The organism is Breoghania sp., assembly GCF_963674635.1.
Classification (GTDB): domain Bacteria; phylum Pseudomonadota; class Alphaproteobacteria; order Rhizobiales; family Stappiaceae; genus Breoghania.
The window spans coordinates 339,410-361,632 of sequence record NZ_OY771475.1; the positions used below are offsets into that span (position 1 = coordinate 339,410).

A 22,223-nucleotide genomic window follows, 5' to 3' on the forward strand; every position below is an offset into this window, starting at 1 on the left:
GGTTGGAAAAGCCTCGATACCAAAGACAATAGGGAGAGGGCGGTATGGCAGGCCACATCATGGCAATCGATCAGGGAACAACGTCATCGCGGGCGATCGTTTTCGACAGCGCGATGAAGATCGGCGGCGTCGCCCAGATGGAGTTTGCCCAGCACTATCCCAATTCCGGATGGGTGGAGCACGAACCGGAAGATCTTTGGGCAACAGTCCTTTCCACCTGCCGACGGGCCATGACGACGGCGCGCGTCGAAGCCTCCGACATCGCGGCCATCGGCATCACCAACCAGCGCGAGACGGTCGTGGTGTGGGATCGCAAGACCGGGCGCGCCGTGGCGCCGGCCCTGGTCTGGCAGGACAAGCGCACCGCCGCCACATGCCAGAAGCTGCGCGAGGCGGGCCACGAGGAACTCGTGACCTCCGCCACGGGCCTGCTGCTCGATCCCTACTTCTCCGCCTCCAAGATCGCCTGGATCCTCGACACTGTGGACGGTGCGCGAGAAGCTGCCGAAGCCGGGCAATTGGCGTTCGGCACGGTCGATACGTTCCTGCTTTGGCGGCTCACCGGCGGAAAGGTGCACGCAACGGACGCCACCAATGCCAGCCGGACGCTTCTCTACAATATCCGAACCGGGGAATGGGACGACCGGCTTCTGGAGCTTTTCCGTGTGCCGCGCGCGCTCTTGCCCGAGGTGCGCGACAGCGCCGCCGATTATGGTTCCACGCTGCCGCATCTTTTCGGCGGGGCGATTGCCGTTCGCGGCATCGCAGGCGATCAGCAGGCCGCCACGGTGGGGCAGGCCTGTTTTGAGCCGGGTATGGTCAAGTCGACCTATGGGACGGGCTGCTTTGCCGTTCTCAATACCGGCGATACGCCCGTGACCTCGCAAAACCGCCTTCTCACCACCATCGCCTACCAGTTTGACGGCAAGCCGACCTATGCGCTGGAAGGCTCGATCTTCGTGGCGGGCGCCGCCGTGCAGTGGCTGCGCGACGGTATTCACATCCTCGACAATGCTGCGGAATCGGGCGAGCTCGCCGCCGCAGCCGATCCCAATCAGAATGTCGTCATGGTGCCCGCTTTCGTCGGGCTCGGGGCTCCCTATTGGGATGCCGATTGCCGGGGCGCGATCTTCGGTCTGACGCGCGGGACGGGACGCGCGGAGCTGGCGCGCGCGGCCCTTGAAGCCGTCTGTTTCCAGACGCGCGATCTGATCGAGGCAATGCATGCCGACTGGGAGGCCGACGGGCGAGGGGGAGCGGATGCCGGGGCGCCGGTCTTGCGCGTCGATGGCGGCATGGTCGCGTCAGACTGGACCATGCAGAGGCTTGCCGATCTTCTCGATGCGCCGGTTGATCGCCCGACGATCAACGAGACAACCGCAATGGGGGCCGCCTATCTGGCGGGCTATGCGTCGGGCATCTATGGCGAGCCGGAGACCTTTGCAGCGAACTGGTCGCTTGAACGACGTTTCTCGCCGGAAATGGATGGGGCAACCCGTGCGCAAAAGGTGGCCGATTGGGGAGATGCGATTTCGCGAACGCTGTCGCGACCGCGTTCCGCAGCTGACTGAACGGAACGGAACCCATCACTCACTCGTGAATAACGTTTTGTTGTCTTGCAGGTTATCCCGGTCGAAATTGTACCGAGATTGCGCCATGGGAGAGACCTTATGCGACTGCGTTCCGCTTTTCTGTTCACCGGGCTTGGAGCCCTTGTCTTTTCCGTCGCGGCCCTTGCGCAAGGCGACCCTATCAAGCAGCGCCAGGAGGCGATGAAGGCTATCGGTGGGTCGATGAAGGTTCTTGGCGAGATGGCCAAGGGCGAGACGCCTTATGATGGGGCCGCGGCCGAGGCTGCCATGGGGCGGATCCACGAGAGCATTGACGGCTTTACCGGCCTATTCCCGGAAGGCACGGAAATGGGCGGGGAAACCGAAGCCTCGCCCGCGATCTGGGACAAGCCGGAGGAGTTCAAGGCAGACGCCGAGGCGCTCAAGGCCGCGTCCGCGGCTGCCAAGCCGGAGGTCGGCAAGGGGCTTGACGCGCTGCGCGCTTCGCTGGGCTCCGTCGGTGGGGCCTGCAAGGACTGCCACCAGTCATTCCGGATCAAGAAGAACTGATCCGGCGCATCATGGCCTGATGGGCGCGTGAGTTGGGGGGATGGTGCATGCGGACGTTCGTGCGTCTGGTGGTGGTGCTGGCCGTTATCGGCGCAGCCCTATTCTACTGGCTGACGACGCCTGAGCGCATCTACCCGTCCATGATCCCGGCCCATGAGGCGGATCTCGCAAATGGGGAACTCCTTTTCTGGGCAGGGGGATGCGGCTCGTGTCATGCGGTCGCGAAGGCTTCGGGTGAGGAAAAGCTGAAGCTGGGTGGCGGGCAGGAGCTGAAGACGCCCTTCGGCACCTTTCGCGTTCCCAATATCTCGCCCGATAACGCCCATGGTATTGGCGGCTGGTCGAACGCCGATTTCGTGACCGCCATGGTGAAAGGCGTTTCGCCCGATGGGCGTCACTATTATCCGGCTTTCCCCTACACGTCCTATCAGCGCATGCCGATGTCGGACTTGCTCGACCTGAAGGCCTATCTCGATACGCTTCCGCCGGTGGACAATACGGTCGGGCCGCATGACCTGTCCTTCCCCTATAATGTGCGCCGCGGGTTGGGGCTCTGGAAACTTCTCTATCTCGATGGCAAGACCTTCGTGCCCGACCCGTCGGCAAGCGATGCGGTCAATCGCGGAGCCTATCTGGTGAATGGGCCGGGCCATTGTGCCGAGTGTCACACGCCGCGCGATTTCATTGGCGGACTTCGGACAGATCGCTGGCTCGCGGGCGGGCCCGCACCGGAGGGCGAGGGACATATTCCGAACCTGACGCCGGTCGCGGAGGGGCTGGGGGGCTGGAGCGAAGCGGATATCGCCTATTCTCTGGAGACCGGCTTCAAGCCCGATTACGACACGCTCGGCGGCTCCATGACCTCCGTGCAGGAAAACATGGCGCATCTTCCCGCCGAAGATCGCGCGGCAATCGCGGCTTACCTCAAGTCGATACCCGCAATCCCCTGACGCCTCGGTTCATGCTGCGACAGCTGCGCGGTCAGACCATGACCTGCGACGCGATCCAGTCGCAGAACCCTTTGGAACCGCCTTGGGTCGGGAGGACCAGCAGGGCGGGCTCCTCATAGGGATGATTTGCGGCAATGGCCTGCATGACGGCATCCGCGCCCGATTCCATCGTCTTGGCGAGGAAGACGACCTCCTCGTCATCCGCCACCTTTCCCTCCCAGACATAGATCGAGCGCATGCCGGGAATCATGTTCACGCAGGCAGCCAGACGCTGTTGGACCAGACTGGACGCGGCCACACGGGCGCTCTCAAGATCCGGGAAGGTGGAATAGACAAGGACGGGCGTGTCCTGGGCGGATGTGTCTGGCATGGCTTGCTCCTGCGGATCCTATCACGCGGTCAGCATCGGCTCTGATGGTGTATCGATCAATCGTGTTTCGAAAACCGGGCGCAGATGGCACAAATCCCCATCAAACATTTTGCCTGCAAGGCCTTGTTCTGGCTAAACCGGAACAGGTGGCGGGCACGGATGCCTGTTCGCGCCGCTCCGGCAGACAGGACTGGGGCAACCCCATCGAGCCCGCACAGGATTGTTTCATGACCACGCAGCTTGCGAACCCGATCAACAAGCTCTCCTTCGTGACCAGCCGTACGGCGGAGGCGCGGGCCGCGCGTGATCATCTGGCCGCGCTCTATGGCAACGAACCGGAAGACGAGGCGGACGTCATCGTGGCATTGGGCGGCGATGGCCTGATGCTGGAAACGATGCACCGGTTCATGAACCGCAAGAAGCCGATCTACGGCATGAACCGTGGCTCGGTCGGTTTCCTGATGAACGAATATGCGGAGGAGGGGCTGCTGGATCGCATCCGCAAGGCTGTGACCACCACCATCCATCCGCTGCGCATGGAAGCCGTCGACATGGAGGGGGAGGTCTTCACGGCCCGCGCCATCAACGAGGTTTCGATGCTGCGTCAGACCTATCAGGCGGCCAAGCTGCGGGTCACCGTGGATACGCGTGTGCGGCTGGAGGAGCTGATCTGCGATGGCATTCTCGTTGCGACACCTGCCGGCTCGACAGCCTACAATTTGTCTGCCCACGGTCCGCTTTTGCCCATCAACTCGCCGCTACTGGCGCTGACCCCGATCAGCCCGTTCCGTCCGCGGCGTTGGCGCGGGGCGCTGTTGCCCAACCGGTCGCGCGTGGTCATCGATGTGCTGGAAGGCGACAAGCGGCCCGTCAGCGCCGCCGCCGATCATATCGAGATCCGCAATGTGCGATCCGTCTGCGTGGAGGAGGACCAGGACTCGCAGAGCCTTGTTATGTTCGATCCCGATCACGGCTGGGATGAGCGTATCCTGACGGAGATGTTCCGATACTGATGTGGCGCGGGGGCGGAGAGGGCAACTCACGCTTCGTTAACGAAACCGCCTCATACTCAGTGGTTGGATGCACGAGATAGTTGCCTGTTTTTCAGTTTGGGCAAATTTCGATTCTCGAGAGATTGGGCACCGTAAGGAAATGCGACATGACTGACCGCTCCGCCGACGGTGACTTCGAACTCATCACCCCGCCGGGCAACTTGAGCACAAAAGTTCGCAAGCTCAGCGCGCGTGAAGCCGCGAAATTCGATCCCGTTGCCGCCGCCGAGGCTGCGCTTTCCAAGCTCTCCAACAATTTCAACGGCTGGATGGATCAGGAAACCGAGGCGCTGTGGATGTCGTGGAACGATATCCACGCCAATGGCCTGACCTATGAGCGTCGTGACGAGCTTTTCCGCCATTGCCATGACATCAAGGGTCAGTCGGCCACGCTTGGCTTCCCGCTGGCCGGTCATGTGGCCGACAGCCTGTGCCACCTGCTTGATACGGTGCGCAACATTGCGCTGATTCCGGATCGGCTGATCGAGCAACACGTCCAGGCGATCCGCGCCATCGTCGCGGAAGATGCCCGTGACGAGGACGACATGATCGCCAATGCGCTGATCAAGCAGCTCAACGATGTGACCGAGGACTACATCTCCACGCTGGACCCGGAAGCGGCGGCCGACGGCCCCGATATCGGCCATGCGACGGAAGAAGACTGAGCAGCTCGGCTTCTGCTCCCAATTCCCCTGAAAGCCTTCAATCGAGCGTTCTGCGGAAGCGTGTGACCGCCAGCATCATCGCGAACAATGTCAGCCCGGCCAGCATCATGGCGGGGTGAGCAAGATCGCCGAGCCCCGCTCCCTTCAGCATGATTCCGCGGACAATGCGCAGATAGTGCGTCAGCGGCAACGCCTCGCCAATCCATTGCGCCCATACCGGCATGCCCGCGAAGGGAAACATGAAGCCGGACAGCAGGATGTTGGGCAGGAAGAACATGAAACTCATCTGGATCGCCTGAAGCTGGTTTCTGGCGAGTGTCGAGAAGGTGTAGCCGATCGACAGATTGGTGAGGATGAAAAGCAACGAAAGCGCGGCCAGCAGGATGAGGCTTCCTTCCACGGGTACGCCGAAGACGAGGAAGCCGGCCACGAAAATGAGCGTGGCCTGCACAAAGCCCACCACCACATAGGGCGCGATCTTTCCCAGCATGACTTCCAGCGGGCGGATGGGCATGGAGAGCAGGTTCTCCATGGTGTTGCGCTCGATCTCGCGCGTCACCGACAGCGCGGTGAAGATCAGCATCGTCATGGTGAGGATGGTGCCGAGAACGCCGGGCACGATGTTGAGCCGGGTGACGCCGGCCGGATTGTAGCGCCGGTGCTGGCGGATCTCGAAGGCGGCGGTCTGGCTCTGATCCGGCAGCCCGTGGAGGCCGGACAATGCGCCGGATAGAATGCCGTTGAGCGCGCCAAGCGCCGTGCCGGAGGCGACGGGATCGGTGGCGTCGGCTGCAATCAGCAGGGCAGGCCTCTCGCCACGGCGCAAGGCGCGCTCGAAGCCCGCCGGGATTTCCACGACGAATTGCACCGTGCCTGCGCGCAGCCAGTGATCCGTCTGCGCGGCGGAGTGCGCCGTGTGGGTGAACCTGAAATAGGAAGTGTTCCTGAGCGCCGCGACAATGGCGCGGGAGACGTCGGTGTTTTCCTGCGTGAGGACTGCGGTCGGCAGATGGGTCGGCTGGGTGTTGATGGCGAAGCCGAAGAGCAGGAGCTGCATGAACGGGATGAAGATCATCGTCGCGAAGGTCACCCGATCGCGCCGCAATTGCAGGAATTCCTTGATGAACATCGCCCAGAACCGCGCAAGCGACTGCATCGCGTGCGATCGCCTTGCGCGCGGTGCCTTGGGGGTGTCGGGACGGGCGGTCGCGTTCATTGGAAATTGTCCTGCGACTGGCTCATCAGGTCGATGAAGACATCCTCAAGGCTCGCCTGGGAGGCGGTCCAGGCATAGCGTTCATCCTTGCGGAACGGGGCGATGGCTTTTTCAAGCGCGGCGTGGTCGCGTCCGGCGACATGGAGGGAGGAGCCGAAGGGGGCGACCATGTCCACCCCCGGCACGGCAAGCAGTCTTTCCGACAAGGTGTGGATTTCCGGCCCGGACACGGTCCAGGTTTCCAGATTTGCGCTTGCGATCACCTCCTCCACCGAGCCGCGTGCCAGAAGGCTTCCATAGGCGATATAGGCGATCTCGTGACAGCGCTCCGCCTCGTCCATGTAATGGGTGGAGACGAGGACGGTCAGCCCGTCGGCGGCAAGGGCGTGGATCTCGTTCCAGAAATCGCGCCGTGCCTTGGGGTCGACACCGGCTGTCGGCTCATCGAGTAGCAGCAATTCGGGCTCGGGGAGAATGCAGGCGCCGAGCGCGAGGCGCTGTTTCCAGCCGCCGGACAATTCGCTGGCGAGCTGTTCCTCGCGCCCCTTGAGCCCGAGCCGCTCGATGGCCTCGCGTGCCCTCACGCGAGGTTTGGCAAGGCCATAGACGCGGGCCACGAATTCAAGGTTCTCGCGGATGGAGAGATCCTCGTAGAGCGAGAAGCGCTGGGTCATGTAGCCGACGCGCGGTTTGATCTGCGCGCTTTCGGTGACGATGTCGTAGCCAAGACATGTGCCGTGACCGGAATCGGGGGTGAGCAAGCCGCACAGCATGCGGATCGTGGTGGTCTTGCCGGAGCCGTTGGGCCCGAGGAAGCCGTAGATCTGACCGCGGGCAACGCGCATGGTGAGATCGCGCACCACCGTCTTGGCCCCGAAACTCTTGGTCAGGCCTTCAACATCGATGGCGACGGCCTTGCCGTCAGGGGTGGCAGGGGCCTCCTTCATGAGCCAGCTCCCCCTTGTCGCCGTACCGTGACGGGTTGACCGACCCGCAGGGCCTCTGGTCGCGTGGGCGTGGCCTCGATGCGGAAAACGAGTTTGGCCCGTTCTTCCAGCGAGTAGATGACCGGCGGGGTGTATTCGGCCTTGTCGGCGATGAAATCGATGGTTGCGCTTGTGGGCGCGCAGCCGTCGCAGGTGATGGTCACCCGGTCGCCGGTTTTCAACGTCGGGATCGTGGCTTCCGGCACGAAAAAGCGGATCTTGAGCGCATCGGGCGGCAGCAGCGCAACAACGGGCCTGCCTGCGTTCACGACTTCACCTGCGCGGTAGTAAATCTCTTGCACCGTGCCATCCGCAGGAGCCGTGACGACGAGTTTCGAGGCCTGGCGACGGATGCGCTCCAGATTGGCTTCAGCCTCGCTCACGGCCTGCTGCGCCTTTTCAAGGTCGGGTGCGCGGGCTGGCAGCCGGGCGACTGCGATCTGGTTGCGGATCTGTTCAAGCTGGGCGGTGTCGCGGTCAAAGGCGGCGCGGGCCTGGTCGAGAACGGCGGTCGCAGCGGTGCCCTTTGTGGTGAGCGTCTTGGCCCGCTCGAATTCCAGCCGGGCGGCTTCCAGTGAAGCGCGCGCGGCCTTTTCCTGCGCCAACAGAACCTCGATTTCCTCCGGTCTTTCGCGCGGAGCCTTCGCGGCGGCAAGCTGGGCGCGGGCTTGCGAAACCAAGGCTTCCGCCGCTTTCACCTGTGCCTGGGCCTCGTTGCTTTCGCTGGCAAAGAGCGGGGCGCCCGCGGTCACCTTGTCGCCGCGGTGGAGCGAGAGCGAAGCGAGCCTCCCGGTCGTTTCCGGCCCGATAAAGAGGGTGTCGGCCTCCACCCAGCCCTGCCACATGCCGGACGTGTCGTGCGTTTCCAGCGTGTACCAGGCATAGCCGCCGCCAAGGGCGATGAGGAGGGCAAGGATGGGGAGAATGCGTTTCATGGCTATGCCTCCTGGCGATCCGGCGGCTCCGCCCCACTTGGCGGCACAAGAAGGGTGCGGAAGGCGGCCAGCATGCCGTCCACGTCGAGGTGGTGCTTGTCTTCGAAGAGCGCATCCCAGATGACGCTCATGAGAAGCGGGGCCATGACGAGTTGCGGGAAACGGACAAGGGCATCGTCTGCAAGCTCGCCCGTCTGTACGCCGCGGCGCGCGAGGCTGGTGATGGTCGCCAGCCCATTGCGCACGATTTCGCCGTAATAGAACTCCGTGACAGCGGGAAAGCGCGGGCCTTCCTGAATCAGCAGGCGCAACAGGTGTTTGCGGCGCGTGTTCAGGATCTCCTCGACAAAAATCGTATGGACCCGTCTGAGCACGTCCTCCACCGGGAGGTCCGGGCTTGCCGCGAGCGCCTTCAGACCGCCCAGAACCGGCTGGGCGGCTGCGCGCAGCAACTCCACAAAGAGGGTCTCCTTGTCGGGGAAGTAGAGATAGATCGTGCCTTTGGCGATGCCCGCACGCCTGGCGACGTCATCGAGCTTGGCTTGGGTGAAACCATGTTCGGCGAACACGTCGAAGGCCGCGTCGAGGATCTCTTTGCGCCGAACCTCCGCGCGCGCGTCCGCCGACTTGCCGCGGGCGGGCTTTCTTGCAGCGGCGGGGGCTGAGCCGTTTTCGGGCGGGGCGGATTTGCGGGGCACGGTCCTGTCCTTCCAGCTTCGGCGGAAATCCGGTCCGTGCGCACGGCCCGAGATTTTCTGCCGCAATGCCTTGATGTCAGTATGACTGACTGGTCAGTCATAATCTAGGCGGACGCCGGGCGTTCGGCAATAGGGGGAATGACCTATGGGAACCGTTCGATGGGAGATGACCGGCGTGAGGGCGGGGCAGCCCATGGGGTGGCAGCCGGTGCCACCGGGCTCCAGAGCGGCTTGTCGCCGGGCCCTGAAAGGCGCGCGCGCGTGGGCAGACGGCTCCCCGTGGGGGCTTTACGCCCAGGCCATGCTCGGCCAGCGTTTGGCGATCATTGCGGCGTTCAGGCCATAGACCGATTGCAGAAGATTCGGGTCGATGATCTCTTCCGGGTTGTCGCCTTCCGCCACCACGCGGCCGCTTTCCATCACCACCAGATGATCGGCATAGGAAGCTGCAAGCTCAAGATCGTGCAGCACGATGACAACCCCGCCGCCCTCACGCGCATAGGCAGCGGCGATCTCCAGAACCTCGATCTGGTGACGGATATCGAGGCTGGAGGTCGGCTCGTCGAGAAACAGGTAACGCGGGCCGTTTTCGCTCACCGGCTCCCAGACCTGCGTCAACACGCGGGCGAGGTGTACGCGTTGCTGTTCTCCGCCGGAGAGCGTCTGGTAGAGCCGGTTTGCGTGGCGGCTCATGCCGACACGTTCAAGCGCGGTGCGTGCGATGTGCTCCTGTTCGGGAGGGTGCTGACCGGCGCGCAGGCCCAGTGCCACGACTTCGCCCACGGTGAAGGGAAAAGACAGCGCGGAGGCTTGCGGAAGGACCGCCCGACGCAATGCCAGCTCGGAGGCCGGAATTGAGGTGAGGGGGCGGTCGGCCAGCGTGACGCTGCCCCTTTGCGGATGCAGTTCGCCCGTCAGGCATTTCAGCGCCGTGGACTTTCCGGCCCCGTTCGGCCCGATCAGCACCGTCACCTTGCCGACGGGGGCTCGGAGGCTGACGCCATCCAGGATACGGGTGGAACCTGCGGAAAAGGTGAGTTCGTGCGCGGCGAGCATGGGAGATGTCCTAGATATCGATGACCGAACGACGGCGCAGCAGGATGGAGAGGAAGACCGGCGCGCCAAGGACGGCGGTGATGATGCCGATGGGGAGTTCGGCGGGCGCGACGACGAGGCGGCTCAGGATGTCGGCAAACAGCAGCAGCGATGCGCCGAGAAGCGCGCAGGCGGGTAGCAGAAGCCGGTTGTCAGCCCCGACCGCCAGGCGCAGCACATGCGGCACCACGATGCCGACAAATCCGATCACGCCCGCGCCCGCGACAGAGGCCCCCGTGGCGGCCGCGGTGAGCACCACGATGGCGCGCTTCAGGCGCTCCGGCGCAAAGCCCATGTGAAAGGCTTCCGCCTCGCCCAGAAGAAGCGCGTTGAGACCGTTTCCAAGGAAGGGAATGGCGATCAGCAGGACAGCCACGAAGGGCAACATGCCCGCCACCCGTGCCCATGTTGCGCCGCCGAGAGAGCCCATGTTCCAGAAGGTGAAGTCGCGCAACTGGGTGTCGTCGCTGTGAAAGACGATATAGCCCGTCAATGCCATGGCGAGGGCTGCAATCGCGATGCCCGCCAGAAGCATGGTGGCGACCGATGTGCGTCCCGATCTGGTCGCGATGGCATAGAGCGTGAAGGTGACGACGAGACCGCCGCAAAAGGCTGCCAGCGGCAACAGGTGCGGTGCGAGCCAGACGGGAACGGTGATGCCAAGGCTACCCGCCAGCACGATCACACAGACCGCGGCGAGCGAAGATCCTGCGGACACACCGATCAGCGCCGGGTCGGCCAGCGGATTGCGGAACAGCCCCTGCATCAGCGCGCCCGATATGGCGAGGCTTGCGCCCACCAGCAGGCCCAGGACGGTTCGGGGCAAGCGGATATCGAACAGGATCACCCGGTCACGCAAGGTTGCGCCCGTGTCAAAGCCAAGGGCATCGCCAAGGGCACGGGCCGCACCACCAAGTGAGACATCGCTCGCACCGATGGTGACGGAGGCAAGAACGGAAAGCCCCAGCAGGACGGCCAGCACGGGCAGTGTCATGCGCCGTCGCCAGTCGCGATGCTCCATGTCGGTGCCTGCATTTTCTGCTGCGAGTGCCATCGGATCTCCGTCAGTTGGTCAGGGGAGTGGGGGCAGTGCTCAGTCCGTGACGGTGCCGAGATCTCTTGCGAGCTGCAGCAGGGAAGACGCCGTGCGCGGCCCGAAGCCCAGCAAGGCCTGGCCGTCGACCGCGATGAGCCTGTCGGGCTCGGCGCCAGCGGGGGTGAGTTCGAGCCCCGCAAGCTTGCGCAGTTCCTTAATCGGATGTGCGCCAGGGCGCTCCATGGCGATGATGTAGTCGGGCGCGGCCGCCACGAGGGCCTCGGCGTTGATTGGCTTGTAGCCCTCGAAATCGCCGAAGGCATTGACGCCACCGGCGAGCCGGATCACGGCATCGGCTGCCGAATGCGTGCCTGCCGCCATGAGCCGACCTCCGCCCGCAGACAGCAGAAACAGCACGCGCGGATGTGTTTTCGCGCCTGCGACCGCATCGCGTGTGGTCTTGAAGTCGGCGGTGATTTCCGCCTTGATCGCCTCGGCCTTGTCCGCAACGCCCAGCGCCTCAGCGATGGCATCGACCTTGGCGATGACGGCCTCTTCCGAATAGCCTTCGGGCACGTCCACATAGGGCACCGCGCCAGCCTTCAAGACATCCACCGTCTGCAGCGGTCCGGACCCGGCAATGGCGAGGATCAGATCTGGGTTCAGCGCGAGAACGCCCTCGGCAGCGAGCTGGCGCACATAGCCGACGCTGGGCAGATCGCGTGCCGCACTCGGATAGACGCTTGTCGTGTCAACCGCGACGAGCCGGCCCTCTTCCCCAAGCGCATAGACAATTTCGGTCACCGAGCCGCCGATGGAGACGATGCGCTGGGCTTTCGGTTCCTGTGCCGAGCCTGTCGCGCCAAACGGCAACAGGAGGCCAGCGGCAAGGCCCGCGATGACAAGGGAGGCTTTTCTGCGGTTGATCGGGGAGAGGGTCATGATCTCGTTCGTTGTCGTGCAATGGGGAAAGGGGAGCTGGATTTGTGCAGCGCGCGCTACTTGGTGAGAATCAGCTTGTTCAGCTTTGTGATCGTCAGTCGGTAGCAGGCTCCGGCATGTAGAATGCGAAGCTCACGCTCGCCTTTGAAAAGCGCATCGCTGTCGATGGTGCGGGGGGCGTCGATGTTGAGTTCGGAGGTCTGCGAAAGGCGATCCATGGCCGTCTCTGTGTCGTTGAACGCGCCGTTCCGGGGGACGTCGCGCATTGCTGCGGGCTGCTGGGCTTTTAAGGTTCAAGCTCCAAAACTTGAATAATTCCAATGTGAACGCCGGGGCGTCAACTATCTTGACTCTAATACTCAGGTTAAAATAGAAAGGCAATGACCGAGAGGGGGGGGCACCGGAATTCGAGGCCGCTCCATCTTGCACGAGGTAGCAAGCAATCAGCCCCCGGACATGCGGGCTCGCCAGCAATCCTTTGGTCTCCAGACATGAAAACCAAAGTAGGCGACGATGCGTCCGATGAATCTACGAATGGCCGCGCTGATGGCCGCCACCGCTCTGGCCGGTTTCAATGCCGGGAGCGTGGCTTTCGCTCAGGAAGGCGAAGCGGTTTCTACCTCCACCGGTTCCTATCGCAATGACAATGCCATCCTTCTGGATACGGTGACCGTAAGTGCGGCGCGCACGGAAGAATCGGCCATCAAGGCCATGGCTTCCGAGAGTATCGTCACGGGTGAGACGGTCGATCTCATGGGCGCAAGTTCGCTGGTGGATGTGCTGAAGTCGGTCCCTGGTGTGACGGTCGAGACCGCGGCCGATACCCCTGGCGCTGCGATCAACATGCGCGGTCTGTCCGGGTATGGCCGTGTTGCGGTGAATGTGGACGGCGCGCGTCAGAACTTCCAGGCGAGCGGGCACAGCCTTGCCGGTGGTGCGGTGTTCTTCGAGCCGGAATTCCTTGAAACCGCCACGGTGACGCGCGGACCCGTCGCCAATGCATACGGGTCCGGCGCGATTGGCGGCGTCGTCAATTTCCAGACCAAGAAGGCCTCCACCTTCCTGCGCGAAGGGGAAACGTGGGCGGCAGAGAGTTTCAGCCGCTACAGCACGAACAATGGCTGGGCGCAGGGCGCGACCGGGGCTGCGCGCATCGGCGAGGCCTTCGGCCTGCTCGGCAGCGTCGTCTATCGTCGCAATTTCAAATACGAGAATGGCGCGGGCGACACCGTGTTCAATTCCTCCAACGAGATCGCCAGCGGCATGGTCAAGGCGGAGGTCGATCCAGGCAACGGGCACGCGCTTGAAATCGGCGCGATCACCTATAACTCGACCTATCGTTCGGGCGATCCGACGTCGACGAATTACGACAACGATGTCACCGACAACACGATCAGCGCGACCTACAAGTATCGCCCACTCGACAGCGATCTCTTCGACCTGAGGGTCGGCGGCTACTGGACGAGCACCCAGCTCGATCAGACCTATCTGACCGGCACCTATGCGGGCGGCGATCGCAGTTTCGAGATCAACACCTACGGGATCGATGTGGCCAACACCTCGCGCTATGCGACGGGCAGTTTCGATCATGCCACGACCGTCGGTTTCGACGGCTTTTTCGATCTCGTCGATGTGTCCGATGCGGCGGGCGGCAGTGCGGCCTTCTATACGCCCAACGGGCAGCGCAAGGTCTATGGCGCCTATCTTCAGCACCGGCTGAGCTACAGGGAAGTGGTCGAGGTCATCGGCGGTCTGCGCTATGACAGCTACGAGATGAAGGGCGGCGGCACGAAGGCGTCCGGCGATCATGTCTCGCCCAAGATCACGCTCGGGTTCTCGCCGTTTGCCGATACCTTCCTGCACGGGCTCCAGCTCTATGGCACCTATGCGGAGGGCTACCGCTCGCCCGCCATCACCGAGGCGCTGATCTCCGGAACTCATCCCGGCGGCTTTCCGTTCGATTTCCTGCCCAATCCGAACTTGCGGCCCGAAACGGCGCATAACAAGGAAATCGGCGTCAATTTCAAGCGCAACGACTTCTTCACCGCAGGAGACCGTCTGCGCCTGAAGGCAGCCTATTTCCACAATGAAGTCGATGATTTCATCGATGCGGACACACAGACCGCTGGCTGCACGAGCATGATTTTCTGCTACCAGTACCAGAACATCTCCAATGCGCTCATCGAGGGCTTCGAACTTGAAGCGAATTACGACATGGGCTGGATGTTTGTCGGGCTTTCGGGGCAGCATCAGCGCGGGGAGGATGAAGATACCGGCGCGTTCCTCAACACGGTTCCCGCCGACAAGCTGGTGACGACGATCGGGTTCCGTCCGCTGGACGAAGTCAACGCAACGCTCGGCTTCCAGGTTGAGGCGGTCAATGCGCAGACGCGTTCGGATACGCCCGCCAAGGGGTATGGTCTGGTGAACCTGTTCGCCGCTTACAGCCCGCGGGACGATCTTCAGCTTGGGCTCAACGTGGACAATCTGTTTGACCGCGACTACCAGCCCTATCTGGAAAGCGACAGCAGTCCGGGACTGGCCGTCAAGTTCACGCTCCGCGCCCGGTTGGGGGGCTGATAGACGGAACATCGATATTGTGGAGGGCCGGGGCTTCGTGCTCCGGTCCGACGACACGGAACAGGATCAGGAGAACGACACGTGCCCCTTGGCGATCTGGTGACCCGGCTGAAGACATCCTTGATCCCCGGCTTGAACGGCTGGGCGATTGCGGGTGCGTTTTTCCTTTCGGCCTCTGCCGTGGCACCGGTTCTCGCGCAAGCGGAAGGCTCCGAGCGATCCGACGAGGTCATCGCGCTGGAACTGAACGGTGCGCAGACCGTCTCGTCTGCCTGCCGGGCGACCTTCGTCGTGCGCAACGGGCTTTCCCAGACAATCGACGAGCTGGGGCTGGAAATCGTCGTCTTCGACGAAAAGGGCGGGGTTTCCGACATGACCGCGCTCAATCTGGGGGCGATGCCTGCGGGAAAAACGCGGGTGTTGCGCTTTCGCGTGGCCAGACGCGGATGTGATGGGGTGTCATCGCTGCTGATCAATGATGTCCGCACCTGCAAGGGCGCGGGGCTCGATCCGGCGGGATGCCTGTCGCGGCTGAAAACCTCCAGCCGCATCGAAATCGGCCTTGGGCTATAAGATAGCTTCAGGGATCAGAAAAAGGGACCCGGTTACCGGGAGTTCGACATGAATTCGTTCGCTCTGCCGCCGTTTCTGGCGGGACTATTCACTCCGTTGGTGGAGCTTGCGCGCACGGGCGGGCCGGTTGTCGTTCTGCTTGGGATGATCTCGGTGGTCACGCTGGCGCTGGCACTGGCCAAGCTGGTGCAGTTTCATGCCGCGGGCGTCGGGCGTTACGCTCATGCGCGGCAGGTGCTGCAATTATGGATCAATGGTGAGCGCGAACTTGCGCGCGACCGGATGAGCGGCACACGCTCTGTGCTGTCCGAGATTCTCGCCAATCTCATGCGCGGCGCGGGCAGCGGTCGCGGCACCGAAGCCCAGCTTCGTGAGGATATCGAGCGGGTGTGCCTCAACAAGCTCGCCCATTTGCGGTCCTTCCTGCGCCCCCTCGACATGATCGCCCAGACCGCGCCGCTGATCGGCCTGTTCGGCACCGTGATCGGCATGATCGAGGCGTTCCGCGCCATGCAGGGCTCGGGGGCGAATGTCGATCCGTCCGTGCTGGCGGGCGGTATCTGGGTGGCGCTGCTCACCACGGCCGTCGGTCTTGCGGTTGCCATTCCGACCTCTGTCTTCGTGGGCTGGTGCGATGGCCGTATCGAACGCGAGCAGCAGGCGATGGAAGATCTTGTCACCGCCTTCTTCACCGGCAAGCCGACCGAAGCCGCCCATGCGGGCGTCGTCGATCTCGCCAGCCATGGACGCAGGCATGCGCATTGAACGAGCCCGCATAAGGCGGCGGCCCATTGGTCTGACGTCGCTGATCGACGTCATCTTCCTGCTGTTGCTGTTCTTCATGCTGGCATCCACCTTTTCAAACTATCAGGCCCTGCCGCTTGCCGGTGGCGGGCAGGCGACGGCCGCCTTGCGTGAGGAGGCCGCGCGGCCTGCGCTGCTGCGCATTCACGGGAACGGTCAGATGGACCTCAACGGCCAGTCGGTGAGCGCCGAGACGCTTGCCGGGAAGCTGGCGGAGTTGCAGGAAAACGAGACGACGCGCGTGGCGATCTGGTCAGGCGAGGATGCGAGCGTTCAGGATGTCGTCGGCGCCATGGATGCGGTGGTCGCGGCAGGTCTCTCCAGCGTTCTGGTTGCGGGGAGATAGAACAGACATGCGTATTCCCACCCCGCCGCAACGCGCCAGAGCCGACAACACGATCGCGCTGATCAATGTCGTCTTCCTGATGCTGATCTTCTTTCTGTTCGCCGGATCGGTGGAGCAGAACGACGCGCATGACATCACGCCGCCGGATGTTTCCATGGAAACGGAAAAGACCAATACGGGCGGCGCTTTGGTGGTCCAGCGAGATGGCACCATGACCCTGAAGGGGCAGCCGGTTGCGCTTGAGGATCTGGCTCGGTTACTGGCGGCGCAGGCAGACGAAGCATCGCAGTCAGGTGGCGACGATGTGGCGGGTTCCCAACCCCTGCGCATCGTTGCCGACAAGGAGCTTCCTGCGCGCATGTTGAGCGACATCCTGACGGCGGCGCGTGAGGCCGGACGGGTGAAAATCTCGCTCGTTGCCCGTCAGATCCCGTCAGGCAGTGAGGCCGATGCGCTTATGCAGAGCTCTGAGGCTTTGGAGGGCGCGCAATGAGGCAGGGGCGTCTTGTGGCCACATGCCTCGTGGCTTCGCTGGGCATTCACGTGGCGATTGCCGCGCACCTTGGGTTTGTCAGCGATGATCAGAGCCGGGCCGCCTCACCGGGTGGTGATGTTGCGGTCATTGGCGGGTTGGAAGATCTCGTTATGGGATCGTTGCCCTCGCAGAGCGCGGAGCCTGTCGAGGATGTGGCCGAGCCGCTCGAACCGGAACTGCTCGACCCCGAGCCGGTGGAAGAGGCGAGGGAGGACGCAGAGCTTGAGCCGGTCGAGGATGTGACGGCCGCAGACGCGGAAGTCCAGCCGCGTGAAGCGCCTGTTGAAGAGGTTGTCGAGGCCGACACCGCGGAACCGGTTGCGCCGGTAGCCGCGCTCGTCCCGATCCTGCGGGACAGCGAAGCGCCTGCAATGGTGGCGCCTCAGGAGCCCGACCCCGAGGATGCCGAGGTCGAGCCGGAAACGCTTGAGAAAGCCCCGGTTGTGGAGCCTGTTGCGGAGGCCGAGCCGGAACAGGCCGTGGAGCCGGCTGAGGCAGAAGAGGCGGAGGCTGTCGAGCCGGAAAGCGCGGTTGCCGATGTGGTGGTTGCCCCGGTGCCCGATGCGAAGCCCGCCGCCAGGCCCGAGAAACGCGCGAAAAAGTCAAAGAAGGTCGCCCGACGTCCGGCAAGCAGTGCCGGGAATGCGGATCGCGATCAGCAGCGCGGACAATCGGTCGGCGCACGTACGACAAAGCTTGGCGATGGTGGGCGCAAGGCGACGTCTTCCTATCTCGGGCGCGTCGTCTCGCGCCTGCAGCGCGCGCAGCGTTATCCGCGCAAGGCACGTCGTGCGGAAGGCACCGTTCTCGTGCGCTTCACGATTGCGCCGGGCGGACAGGTCAGTGGCCTGAGCGTTCTGCGCTCGTCGGGAAACAGTACCCTCGATGAAGCGGCGCTGGCGACCGTGCGGCGGGTTTCGCCGTTGCCGGCCTTTCCGCGCGAGATGCCCCAGAAATCCAAATCCGTGAAGGTGCCCTTTGTCTACAGGGCACCGTGACCGTCCCAGAGGAGAAGGACAGCAGATGTATATTGCAATGAACCGTTTTCGTGTGAAATCGGGCATGGAGAATGAGTTCGAGACGATCTGGATGAACCGCGAGCGGCACCTGAACGAGGTGCCCGGCTATCTCGAATTCAAGCTGCTCAAGGGCGGGGAAGTGAAGGAAGGCACCGAAGAGGATCACACCCTCTATGCCTCGCACACGATCTGGGAAAGCTATGACGATTTCGTCGCGTGGACGAAGTCGGAAGCCTTCCGCCTTGCCCATAAGGGGGCGGGCGATCGCAAGCCGATCTATGTGGGCGGCCCGCATTTCGAGGGTTTTGAGGTCCTTCTGACCGAAAGCCGCTGACAGGCGGATATGACGCCCGCCCCTTCGCAAGGGCGTCCGACATGACAAGGCCGACGTCTCGCCTGGAGCGAAGCGTCGGCCTTGGTCGTTCTTGAAGCAGGCTTGCGGATCAGGAAACCGGGGTGGACGTCGCCCGCGGTCCATTGGTCTCGCGCGGGGTCGGTTTGGGCTCGACCGGTGTCTTCGACGTGTTCTCCGGTGTCTGGAAGTCGACAAAGACCGGGTTCGGAGAATGGTCGAGACCGGCGCCTGTCGCCACGTCGACGCCTGCTCCGACGACACCGCCGAGAAGCACGTTGCCGGCCACGCCCGCCGCGCCCTTGCCGGACAGGCGTGTGATGACCTTGACGGTCTGAGGGGCATAGCCCTCCTTCGACATGGTGACGGAAAATTCCTTCTTGCGCGGAACATCGAGCGTACAAGGCGTGGTGCAGGCCAAGCCGAGTGTTGTCTGTGCTCGCGCACCATCCGGACTGCTGTCGAAAGCAATCTGTTCCTTGGTTCCGCGCGTCACGGTTCCGCACGCGGCCACACTGCCTGCCAGAAGCAGGCCTGCGATAAGCTTGATCAAATTTAAAGCCCCCGAATTTCAATAGGGCGGCGACTTTATGGAAAGGCGGGAACTATTCAATAGGGACATTAGTACTGAGGTCATCTGACACAGGATGTTCGTTTGGCTCAGGGCCGTTGCCGCCCATTGCCAAAGCCTGTTTCCGGCGGCATTGCCGAGGAGCCGCCGTCTGGCCTTTACATGCCCTGCTATTGGGGGTTGCTTAAGCCCAATAATTCGAATAATCATGAAGTATGGAAAAGACAAGCATCCTTCGTTCCCTGTCGGCGCTCGCGCATGAGATGCGCCTCGATATCTTTCGTCATCTGGTGAAGGCGGGCCCGCACGGGGCCGCTGCCGGTGACATCGCGGTTGCGCTGGGGGTGAGGGCGAACACGTTGTCCAACAATCTGACCATCCTGTCGGCGGCGGGGTTGGTGCGTTCGGTGCGCGAGGGGCGCTCCATCCGCTATTTCGCGGAAATGGAGGGGATGCGGGTGTTGCTGTCGTATCTGATGGAAGATTGCTGTGGCGGGCAGGCGGAGCGCTGCGCGCCGGTACTTGAGGAACTCATCTGCGGTTGTTGAGGGGAACGATGACCAAGACCTACAATGTGCTGTTTCTGTGCACCGGCAACTCCGCCCGCTCCATACTTGGCGAGGCGATCATGAATGCGGAAGGGGCGGGCAAATTCCACGCCTATTCCGCCGGGTCGCGCCCCGCAGGCGATGTGAACCCCTATGCGCTGGCGTTGCTGAAACGGGTCGGCCACGATGTGAGCAGCCTTCGCTCCAAGAGCTGGGACGAGTTCGCGTTGCCCGATGCGCCGAGGATGGATTTCGTCTTCACCGTCTGCGATCAGGCGGCGGCGGAGGAATGCCCGTTCTGGCCGGGCCAGCCGATGACAGCCCATTGGGGCCTTGCCGATCCGGCCGCCGTGCGCGGCAGCGAAGCCGAGATCACCCTCGCTTTTTCCGAAACATACCGGATGCTGCGCCAGAGAATTTCCACCTTTGCCAGCCTCCCCATCGCCTCTCTCGACCGGATGTCGCTGAAGAACCGTCTCGATGAGATCGGTCGCGATGCAATTCCCGTCTCGACTGAGTGAGAGATACAGGATCCGACATGAGCGATACACCTGCGCCCGAGAGCGAGAGCCTGGGGTTTTTCGAGCGGTACCTGACACTCTGGGTTGCGGCTGCCATCGTGGCGGGTGTCGCCATCGGCGTTGTCGCGCCGGGCCTCATGGCGAGCATTGCGGCTGCCGAGGTGGCATCGATCAACCTCGTCGTGGCCGTGCTCATCTGGGCGATGGTCTATCCGATGATGGTGGGGGTGGACTTCGCGTCGGTGGTGGGCGTCGCGCGCCAGCCGCGGGGGCTGGTTGTCACGCTCGTCGTCAACTGGCTGATCAAGCCCTTCACCATGGCGCTGCTGGCGGTCCTGTTTTTCGACCACGTCTTCGCGCCGTGGCTTCAGCCGGCGGACGCCGCGCAATATACGGCGGGGCTCATTCTGCTGGGGGCCGCGCCATGCACGGCCATGGTCTTTGTCTGGTCGCAGCTCACCCGTGGCGATGCCACCTACACGCTGGTGCAGGTGTCGGTGAACGACCTGATCATGGTCTTTGCCTTTGCCCCCATCGTCGCCTTTCTGCTCGGCGTGACGGATATTTCCGTGCCCTGGGAAACGCTGGTGCTGGCGACCGGGCTCTATGTGGTGCTGCCTCTGATCGCGGGCTTGCTGACGCGCAGGGCGCTGGGATCGCCCAAGGCGGTTGAAGGCTTCACTGCGAAGGTGAAGCCGCTGTCCGCGATGGGGCTTATCGCGACAGTGGCGATCCTCTTCGGCCTTCAGGGCGATGTGATCCTGTCGCGGCCTCTGGTGATCGTGCTCATCGCAATCCCGATCCTCATCCAGAGTTACGGCATCTTCGCCATTGCCTATGGCGCGGCCTATCTTCTGAAAGTCCCCCATCGCATCGCTGCGCCCTGCGCGATGATCGGCACTTCGAACTTCTTCGAGCTGGCGGTTGCAGTGGCAATCAGCCTGTTCGGCCTCAATTCCGGCGCCGCACTTGCCACCGTGGTGGGTGTGCTGGTGGAAGTGCCGGTGATGTTGTCGCTGGTCGCGTTCGCCAACCGGACACGGGCCCGCTTTGCCTGAGAGATCCCGGTAAGGGAGGCACTGTCTCCTCCATTTCCCTTGGCGGGTTTGAACGGCACGGCTTCCGATGCCGCAATCTGCCGGCCCGTCTGTGCGGCTCTGTCGCGCCGGACGGGCCTTCCTCCGGCTTGAGGATCGGGCCTGCCTGAACTAGATATGAGGTGCTGGCGACGTCACTGAGCGTCCGTCAGCCAATGGAGACTGGATGTCAGAGCTTGTGCGATAGGGCTCTCCGGATTTTGGAGAGCCGCGTGAATTGAGAGCCGCTGGGTGCCTTGGGTGCCCGGAGTGTTTCTTCACGTCTGTTGCACGAGACTTCCATGAATATCTCACGAAATGAACAACGTGCCTTGCACGTTCTGGCTCTTGGCGGCCGGATCCTGCATGAGCGCGGCTGCGGCCCCAAGATCACGCGCGTGACATGCGTGACGCGCGAGGGGCTGATCCTTGCTGATTTCAACCTGAACATCTTCCACCGATTGCGAACCAAGAGGCTGATCGAATCCTGCGCGGGCAATCCGTACCGGATCTCCAAACGCGGGCGGATCGCCGTTCGCGCGCAATACGACAATCAGGGAGCATGACATGTTGATATCGATCCGAAACGAAACCGCTGCCGACATCCCCGCCATCAACGATGTCATTCGCCAAGCCATGCGTGTGCTTGCGCAAGCCACCGGCACGGAGGCTGCCATCGTGGAACGGCTGCGCGCAGCGGGCGCGCTGTCCCTCTCGCTCGTCGCAGAAAAAAAGGGTGAGGTGGTCGGCCATCTGGCCGCTTCGCCGGGCCTTGTGGGCGATCAGGAAGGCTGGGGGCTGATCGGCCCTGTTGGCGTCGTTCCCCCGCTCCACGGACAGGGGATCGGGTCTGCCCTGATGAAAGAGGCGCTTTCCCGCTTGCGTGAGACGCACCGGGGCGCGGCGCTGGTCGGAGATCCGGGCTACTACACCCGCTTCGGCTTCCGCGCCTTCCCGGGCCTGCATGTCACCGGATGCCCACCGGAGGTGGTTCTGGCCTTGCCCTTCGACGGGAGCGAACCCGAAGGCGAACTGATCCATCACCCGGCCTTCGGTCTGGATCAGCAGGCATAGGTGAGGGCCGGGCCGCATCAACAATGGTGCGGCCCGGCTTTTTCGTGGGGTGTCGATGGGGCGGCGATGCTGGCTGAGGGCAACCAGACCATGCGCGCTGAGCACAAGGCCAAGGACACGCTGACGCGCACCTGACGGCCGATTTTCGGTATCGAGTTT

General features: G+C 63.2%; 28 protein-coding genes. 18 read left to right on the forward strand and 10 right to left on the reverse strand.

Translation table 11 applies throughout. The features are described from left to right. Window positions 1-44: 44 nt before the first annotated feature. The 3 genes from glpK (at window position 45) to ABGM93_RS01470 (ending at window position 3,070) form a co-directional block, all read left to right on the forward strand. Window positions 45-1,571 carry a glycerol kinase GlpK gene (gene glpK / locus ABGM93_RS01460; protein WP_321502813.1) on the forward strand — a complete coding sequence of 509 codons (1,527 nt, stop codon included), beginning with the start codon at window positions 45-47 and terminating at the stop codon, window positions 1,569-1,571. Window positions 1,572-1,670: 99 nt separating this feature from the next. Further along, window positions 1,671-2,120, forward strand: coding sequence for a cytochrome c (locus ABGM93_RS01465; RefSeq protein WP_321502815.1), 450 nt, complete (start codon window positions 1,671-1,673; stop codon window positions 2,118-2,120). A gap of 47 nt (window positions 2,121-2,167) precedes the next feature. Then, the gene (locus ABGM93_RS01470) at window positions 2,168-3,070 is read left to right on the forward strand and encodes a cytochrome c (RefSeq protein ID WP_321502817.1); all 903 of its coding nucleotides are present in this window, start codon (window positions 2,168-2,170) and stop codon (window positions 3,068-3,070) included. Window positions 3,071-3,101: 31 nt separating this feature from the next. Here ABGM93_RS01470 and cutA read toward each other — a convergent pair whose 3' ends face one another. Then, window positions 3,102-3,440, reverse strand: a complete 339-nt coding sequence (cutA, locus tag ABGM93_RS01475; protein ID WP_321502819.1) for a divalent-cation tolerance protein CutA — start codon at window positions 3,438-3,440, stop codon at window positions 3,102-3,104. A gap of 227 nt (window positions 3,441-3,667) precedes the next feature. Here cutA and ABGM93_RS01480 point away from each other — a divergent pair, with 227 nt between their 5' ends. Both ABGM93_RS01480 and ABGM93_RS01485 read left to right on the forward strand, forming a co-directional pair. Further along, window positions 3,668-4,453 (forward strand): NAD kinase, encoded by a 786-nt coding sequence (locus ABGM93_RS01480; RefSeq protein ID WP_321502821.1) that lies wholly within the window; start codon window positions 3,668-3,670, stop codon window positions 4,451-4,453. Window positions 4,454-4,599: 146 nt separating this feature from the next. Then, window positions 4,600-5,157, forward strand: coding sequence for an Hpt domain-containing protein (locus ABGM93_RS01485; RefSeq protein ID WP_321502823.1), 558 nt, complete (start codon window positions 4,600-4,602; stop codon window positions 5,155-5,157). 37 nt (window positions 5,158-5,194) lie between these two features. Here the strand turns inward: ABGM93_RS01485 and ABGM93_RS01490 are convergent, their stop codons facing one another. The 8 genes from ABGM93_RS01490 to ABGM93_RS01525 all read right to left on the reverse strand — a co-directional run bounded on the left by ABGM93_RS01490 (window position 5,195) and on the right by ABGM93_RS01525 (window position 12,331). Continuing rightward, window positions 5,195-6,313 (reverse strand): ABC transporter permease, encoded by a 1,119-nt coding sequence (locus ABGM93_RS01490; RefSeq protein ID WP_321505689.1) that lies wholly within the window; start codon window positions 6,311-6,313, stop codon window positions 5,195-5,197. A 56-nt stretch (window positions 6,314-6,369) separates the two neighbouring features. Further along, complete coding sequence (locus ABGM93_RS01495) at window positions 6,370-7,320, reverse strand: ABC transporter ATP-binding protein (RefSeq protein WP_321337993.1); 951 nt, start codon at window positions 7,318-7,320, stop codon at window positions 6,370-6,372. Then, window positions 7,317-8,294, reverse strand: a complete 978-nt coding sequence (locus ABGM93_RS01500; protein WP_321502826.1) for an HlyD family efflux transporter periplasmic adaptor subunit — start codon at window positions 8,292-8,294, stop codon at window positions 7,317-7,319. Before ABGM93_RS01500 ends, ABGM93_RS01495 begins: the two co-directional genes overlap by 4 nt. Before the next feature lie 2 nt (window positions 8,295-8,296). Further along, window positions 8,297-8,992, reverse strand: coding sequence for a TetR/AcrR family transcriptional regulator (locus ABGM93_RS01505; protein WP_321502828.1), 696 nt, complete (start codon window positions 8,990-8,992; stop codon window positions 8,297-8,299). A 288-nt stretch (window positions 8,993-9,280) separates the two neighbouring features. Next, complete coding sequence (locus ABGM93_RS01510) at window positions 9,281-10,048, reverse strand: heme ABC transporter ATP-binding protein (RefSeq protein WP_321502830.1); 768 nt, start codon at window positions 10,046-10,048, stop codon at window positions 9,281-9,283. Between the two features lie 10 nt (window positions 10,049-10,058). Continuing rightward, window positions 10,059-11,141, reverse strand: coding sequence for an iron ABC transporter permease (locus ABGM93_RS01515; RefSeq protein WP_321337986.1), 1,083 nt, complete (start codon window positions 11,139-11,141; stop codon window positions 10,059-10,061). 39 nt (window positions 11,142-11,180) lie between these two features. Next, entirely contained in the window at window positions 11,181-12,065 is an 885-nt protein-coding gene (locus ABGM93_RS01520; protein ID WP_321502832.1) for an ABC transporter substrate-binding protein, read from the reverse strand. A gap of 56 nt (window positions 12,066-12,121) precedes the next feature. After that, a complete protein-coding gene (locus tag ABGM93_RS01525; protein ID WP_321502834.1) occupies window positions 12,122-12,331 on the reverse strand; it encodes a hemin uptake protein HemP in 210 nt (69 codons plus the stop codon). Window positions 12,332-12,587: 256 nt separating this feature from the next. On the opposite strand from ABGM93_RS01525, the gene ABGM93_RS01530 reads away from it, so the two are divergent. The 7 genes from ABGM93_RS01530 to ABGM93_RS01560 all read left to right on the forward strand — a co-directional run bounded on the left by ABGM93_RS01530 (window position 12,588) and on the right by ABGM93_RS01560 (window position 18,256). Next, window positions 12,588-14,645, forward strand: a complete 2,058-nt coding sequence (locus ABGM93_RS01530; RefSeq protein ID WP_321502836.1) for a TonB-dependent hemoglobin/transferrin/lactoferrin family receptor — start codon at window positions 12,588-12,590, stop codon at window positions 14,643-14,645. Window positions 14,646-14,726: 81 nt separating this feature from the next. Next, entirely contained in the window at window positions 14,727-15,218 is a 492-nt protein-coding gene (locus ABGM93_RS01535; protein WP_321502838.1) for a hypothetical protein, read from the forward strand. A gap of 48 nt (window positions 15,219-15,266) precedes the next feature. After that, entirely contained in the window at window positions 15,267-15,983 is a 717-nt protein-coding gene (locus ABGM93_RS01540; protein ID WP_321502840.1) for a MotA/TolQ/ExbB proton channel family protein, read from the forward strand. Then, window positions 15,973-16,368 carry a biopolymer transporter ExbD gene (locus ABGM93_RS01545; RefSeq protein ID WP_321502842.1) on the forward strand — a complete coding sequence of 132 codons (396 nt, stop codon included), beginning with the start codon at window positions 15,973-15,975 and terminating at the stop codon, window positions 16,366-16,368. The genes ABGM93_RS01540 and ABGM93_RS01545 overlap by 11 nt, the downstream gene beginning before the upstream one ends. A 7-nt stretch (window positions 16,369-16,375) precedes the next feature. Next, window positions 16,376-16,861 carry a biopolymer transporter ExbD gene (locus ABGM93_RS01550; protein WP_321502845.1) on the forward strand — a complete coding sequence of 162 codons (486 nt, stop codon included), beginning with the start codon at window positions 16,376-16,378 and terminating at the stop codon, window positions 16,859-16,861. After that, on the forward strand, window positions 16,858-17,901 hold the full coding sequence (locus tag ABGM93_RS01555) for a TonB family protein (RefSeq protein WP_321502847.1): 1,044 nt from the start codon (window positions 16,858-16,860) through the stop codon (window positions 17,899-17,901). The genes ABGM93_RS01550 and ABGM93_RS01555 overlap by 4 nt, the downstream gene beginning before the upstream one ends. Window positions 17,902-17,926: 25 nt before the next feature. Further along, on the forward strand, window positions 17,927-18,256 hold the full coding sequence (locus ABGM93_RS01560) for an antibiotic biosynthesis monooxygenase (RefSeq protein WP_321502849.1): 330 nt from the start codon (window positions 17,927-17,929) through the stop codon (window positions 18,254-18,256). 109 nt (window positions 18,257-18,365) lie between these two features. Here ABGM93_RS01560 and ABGM93_RS01565 read toward each other — a convergent pair whose 3' ends face one another. Then, on the reverse strand, window positions 18,366-18,827 hold the full coding sequence (locus ABGM93_RS01565; protein WP_321502851.1) for a translation initiation factor 2: 462 nt from the start codon (window positions 18,825-18,827) through the stop codon (window positions 18,366-18,368). Between the two features lie 233 nt (window positions 18,828-19,060). Between ABGM93_RS01565 and ABGM93_RS01570 the strand changes: the two genes are divergently transcribed. The 6 genes from ABGM93_RS01570 (at window position 19,061) to ABGM93_RS01595 (ending at window position 22,199) form a co-directional block, all read left to right on the forward strand. Beyond that, on the forward strand, window positions 19,061-19,393 hold the full coding sequence (locus tag ABGM93_RS01570) for a helix-turn-helix domain-containing protein (RefSeq protein ID WP_321502853.1): 333 nt from the start codon (window positions 19,061-19,063) through the stop codon (window positions 19,391-19,393). Window positions 19,394-19,401: 8 nt separating this feature from the next. After that, complete coding sequence (locus ABGM93_RS01575; RefSeq protein ID WP_321502855.1) at window positions 19,402-19,914, forward strand: arsenate reductase ArsC; 513 nt, start codon at window positions 19,402-19,404, stop codon at window positions 19,912-19,914. 17 nt (window positions 19,915-19,931) lie between these two features. Further along, the gene (gene arsB / locus ABGM93_RS01580; RefSeq protein ID WP_321502857.1) at window positions 19,932-20,972 is read left to right on the forward strand and encodes an ACR3 family arsenite efflux transporter; all 1,041 of its coding nucleotides are present in this window, start codon (window positions 19,932-19,934) and stop codon (window positions 20,970-20,972) included. Window positions 20,973-21,292: 320 nt separating this feature from the next. Continuing rightward, on the forward strand, window positions 21,293-21,556 hold the full coding sequence (locus ABGM93_RS01585; RefSeq protein WP_319773135.1) for a YjhX family toxin: 264 nt from the start codon (window positions 21,293-21,295) through the stop codon (window positions 21,554-21,556). A gap of 1 nt (window position 21,557) precedes the next feature. Then, on the forward strand, window positions 21,558-22,064 hold the full coding sequence (locus ABGM93_RS01590) for an N-acetyltransferase (RefSeq protein WP_321502860.1): 507 nt from the start codon (window positions 21,558-21,560) through the stop codon (window positions 22,062-22,064). Further along, entirely contained in the window at window positions 22,065-22,199 is a 135-nt protein-coding gene (locus ABGM93_RS01595) for a hypothetical protein (protein WP_321502863.1), read from the forward strand. The last annotated feature ends 24 nt before the right edge of the window (window positions 22,200-22,223 follow it).

Coding starts and splice junctions, on each gene's coding strand:
- ABGM93_RS01465 (WP_321502815.1), top strand. CDS start 1,671: ATGCGACTGCGTTCCGCTTTTCTGTTCACCGGGCTTGGAGCCCTTGTC.
- ABGM93_RS01480 (WP_321502821.1), top strand. CDS start 3,668: ATGACCACGCAGCTTGCGAACCCGATCAACAAGCTCTCCTTCGTGACC.
- arsB (WP_321502857.1), top strand. CDS start 19,932: ATGAGCGATACACCTGCGCCCGAGAGCGAGAGCCTGGGGTTTTTCGAG.
- ABGM93_RS01575 (WP_321502855.1), top strand. CDS start 19,402: ATGACCAAGACCTACAATGTGCTGTTTCTGTGCACCGGCAACTCCGCC.
- ABGM93_RS01530 (WP_321502836.1), top strand. CDS start 12,588: ATGAATCTACGAATGGCCGCGCTGATGGCCGCCACCGCTCTGGCCGGT.
- ABGM93_RS01490 (WP_321505689.1), bottom strand. CDS start 6,313: ATGCAGTCGCTTGCGCGGTTCTGGGCGATGTTCATCAAGGAATTCCTG.
- ABGM93_RS01590 (WP_321502860.1), top strand. CDS start 21,558: ATGTTGATATCGATCCGAAACGAAACCGCTGCCGACATCCCCGCCATC.
- glpK (WP_321502813.1), top strand. CDS start 45: ATGGCAGGCCACATCATGGCAATCGATCAGGGAACAACGTCATCGCGG.
- ABGM93_RS01570 (WP_321502853.1), top strand. CDS start 19,061: ATGGAAAAGACAAGCATCCTTCGTTCCCTGTCGGCGCTCGCGCATGAG.
- ABGM93_RS01485 (WP_321502823.1), top strand. CDS start 4,600: ATGACTGACCGCTCCGCCGACGGTGACTTCGAACTCATCACCCCGCCG.
- ABGM93_RS01495 (WP_321337993.1), bottom strand. CDS start 7,320: ATGAAGGAGGCCCCTGCCACCCCTGACGGCAAGGCCGTCGCCATCGAT.
- ABGM93_RS01520 (WP_321502832.1), bottom strand. CDS start 12,065: ATGACCCTCTCCCCGATCAACCGCAGAAAAGCCTCCCTTGTCATCGCG.
- cutA (WP_321502819.1), bottom strand. CDS start 3,440: ATGCCAGACACATCCGCCCAGGACACGCCCGTCCTTGTCTATTCCACC.
- ABGM93_RS01585 (WP_319773135.1), top strand. CDS start 21,293: ATGAATATCTCACGAAATGAACAACGTGCCTTGCACGTTCTGGCTCTT.
- ABGM93_RS01500 (WP_321502826.1), bottom strand. CDS start 8,294: ATGAAACGCATTCTCCCCATCCTTGCCCTCCTCATCGCCCTTGGCGGC.
- ABGM93_RS01560 (WP_321502849.1), top strand. CDS start 17,927: ATGTATATTGCAATGAACCGTTTTCGTGTGAAATCGGGCATGGAGAAT.
- ABGM93_RS01510 (WP_321502830.1), bottom strand. CDS start 10,048: ATGCTCGCCGCGCACGAACTCACCTTTTCCGCAGGTTCCACCCGTATC.
- ABGM93_RS01545 (WP_321502842.1), top strand. CDS start 15,973: ATGCGCATTGAACGAGCCCGCATAAGGCGGCGGCCCATTGGTCTGACG.
- ABGM93_RS01540 (WP_321502840.1), top strand. CDS start 15,267: ATGAATTCGTTCGCTCTGCCGCCGTTTCTGGCGGGACTATTCACTCCG.
- ABGM93_RS01525 (WP_321502834.1), bottom strand. CDS start 12,331: ATGCGCGACGTCCCCCGGAACGGCGCGTTCAACGACACAGAGACGGCC.
- ABGM93_RS01555 (WP_321502847.1), top strand. CDS start 16,858: ATGAGGCAGGGGCGTCTTGTGGCCACATGCCTCGTGGCTTCGCTGGGC.
- ABGM93_RS01470 (WP_321502817.1), top strand. CDS start 2,168: ATGCGGACGTTCGTGCGTCTGGTGGTGGTGCTGGCCGTTATCGGCGCA.
- ABGM93_RS01515 (WP_321337986.1), bottom strand. CDS start 11,141: ATGGCACTCGCAGCAGAAAATGCAGGCACCGACATGGAGCATCGCGAC.
- ABGM93_RS01550 (WP_321502845.1), top strand. CDS start 16,376: ATGCGTATTCCCACCCCGCCGCAACGCGCCAGAGCCGACAACACGATC.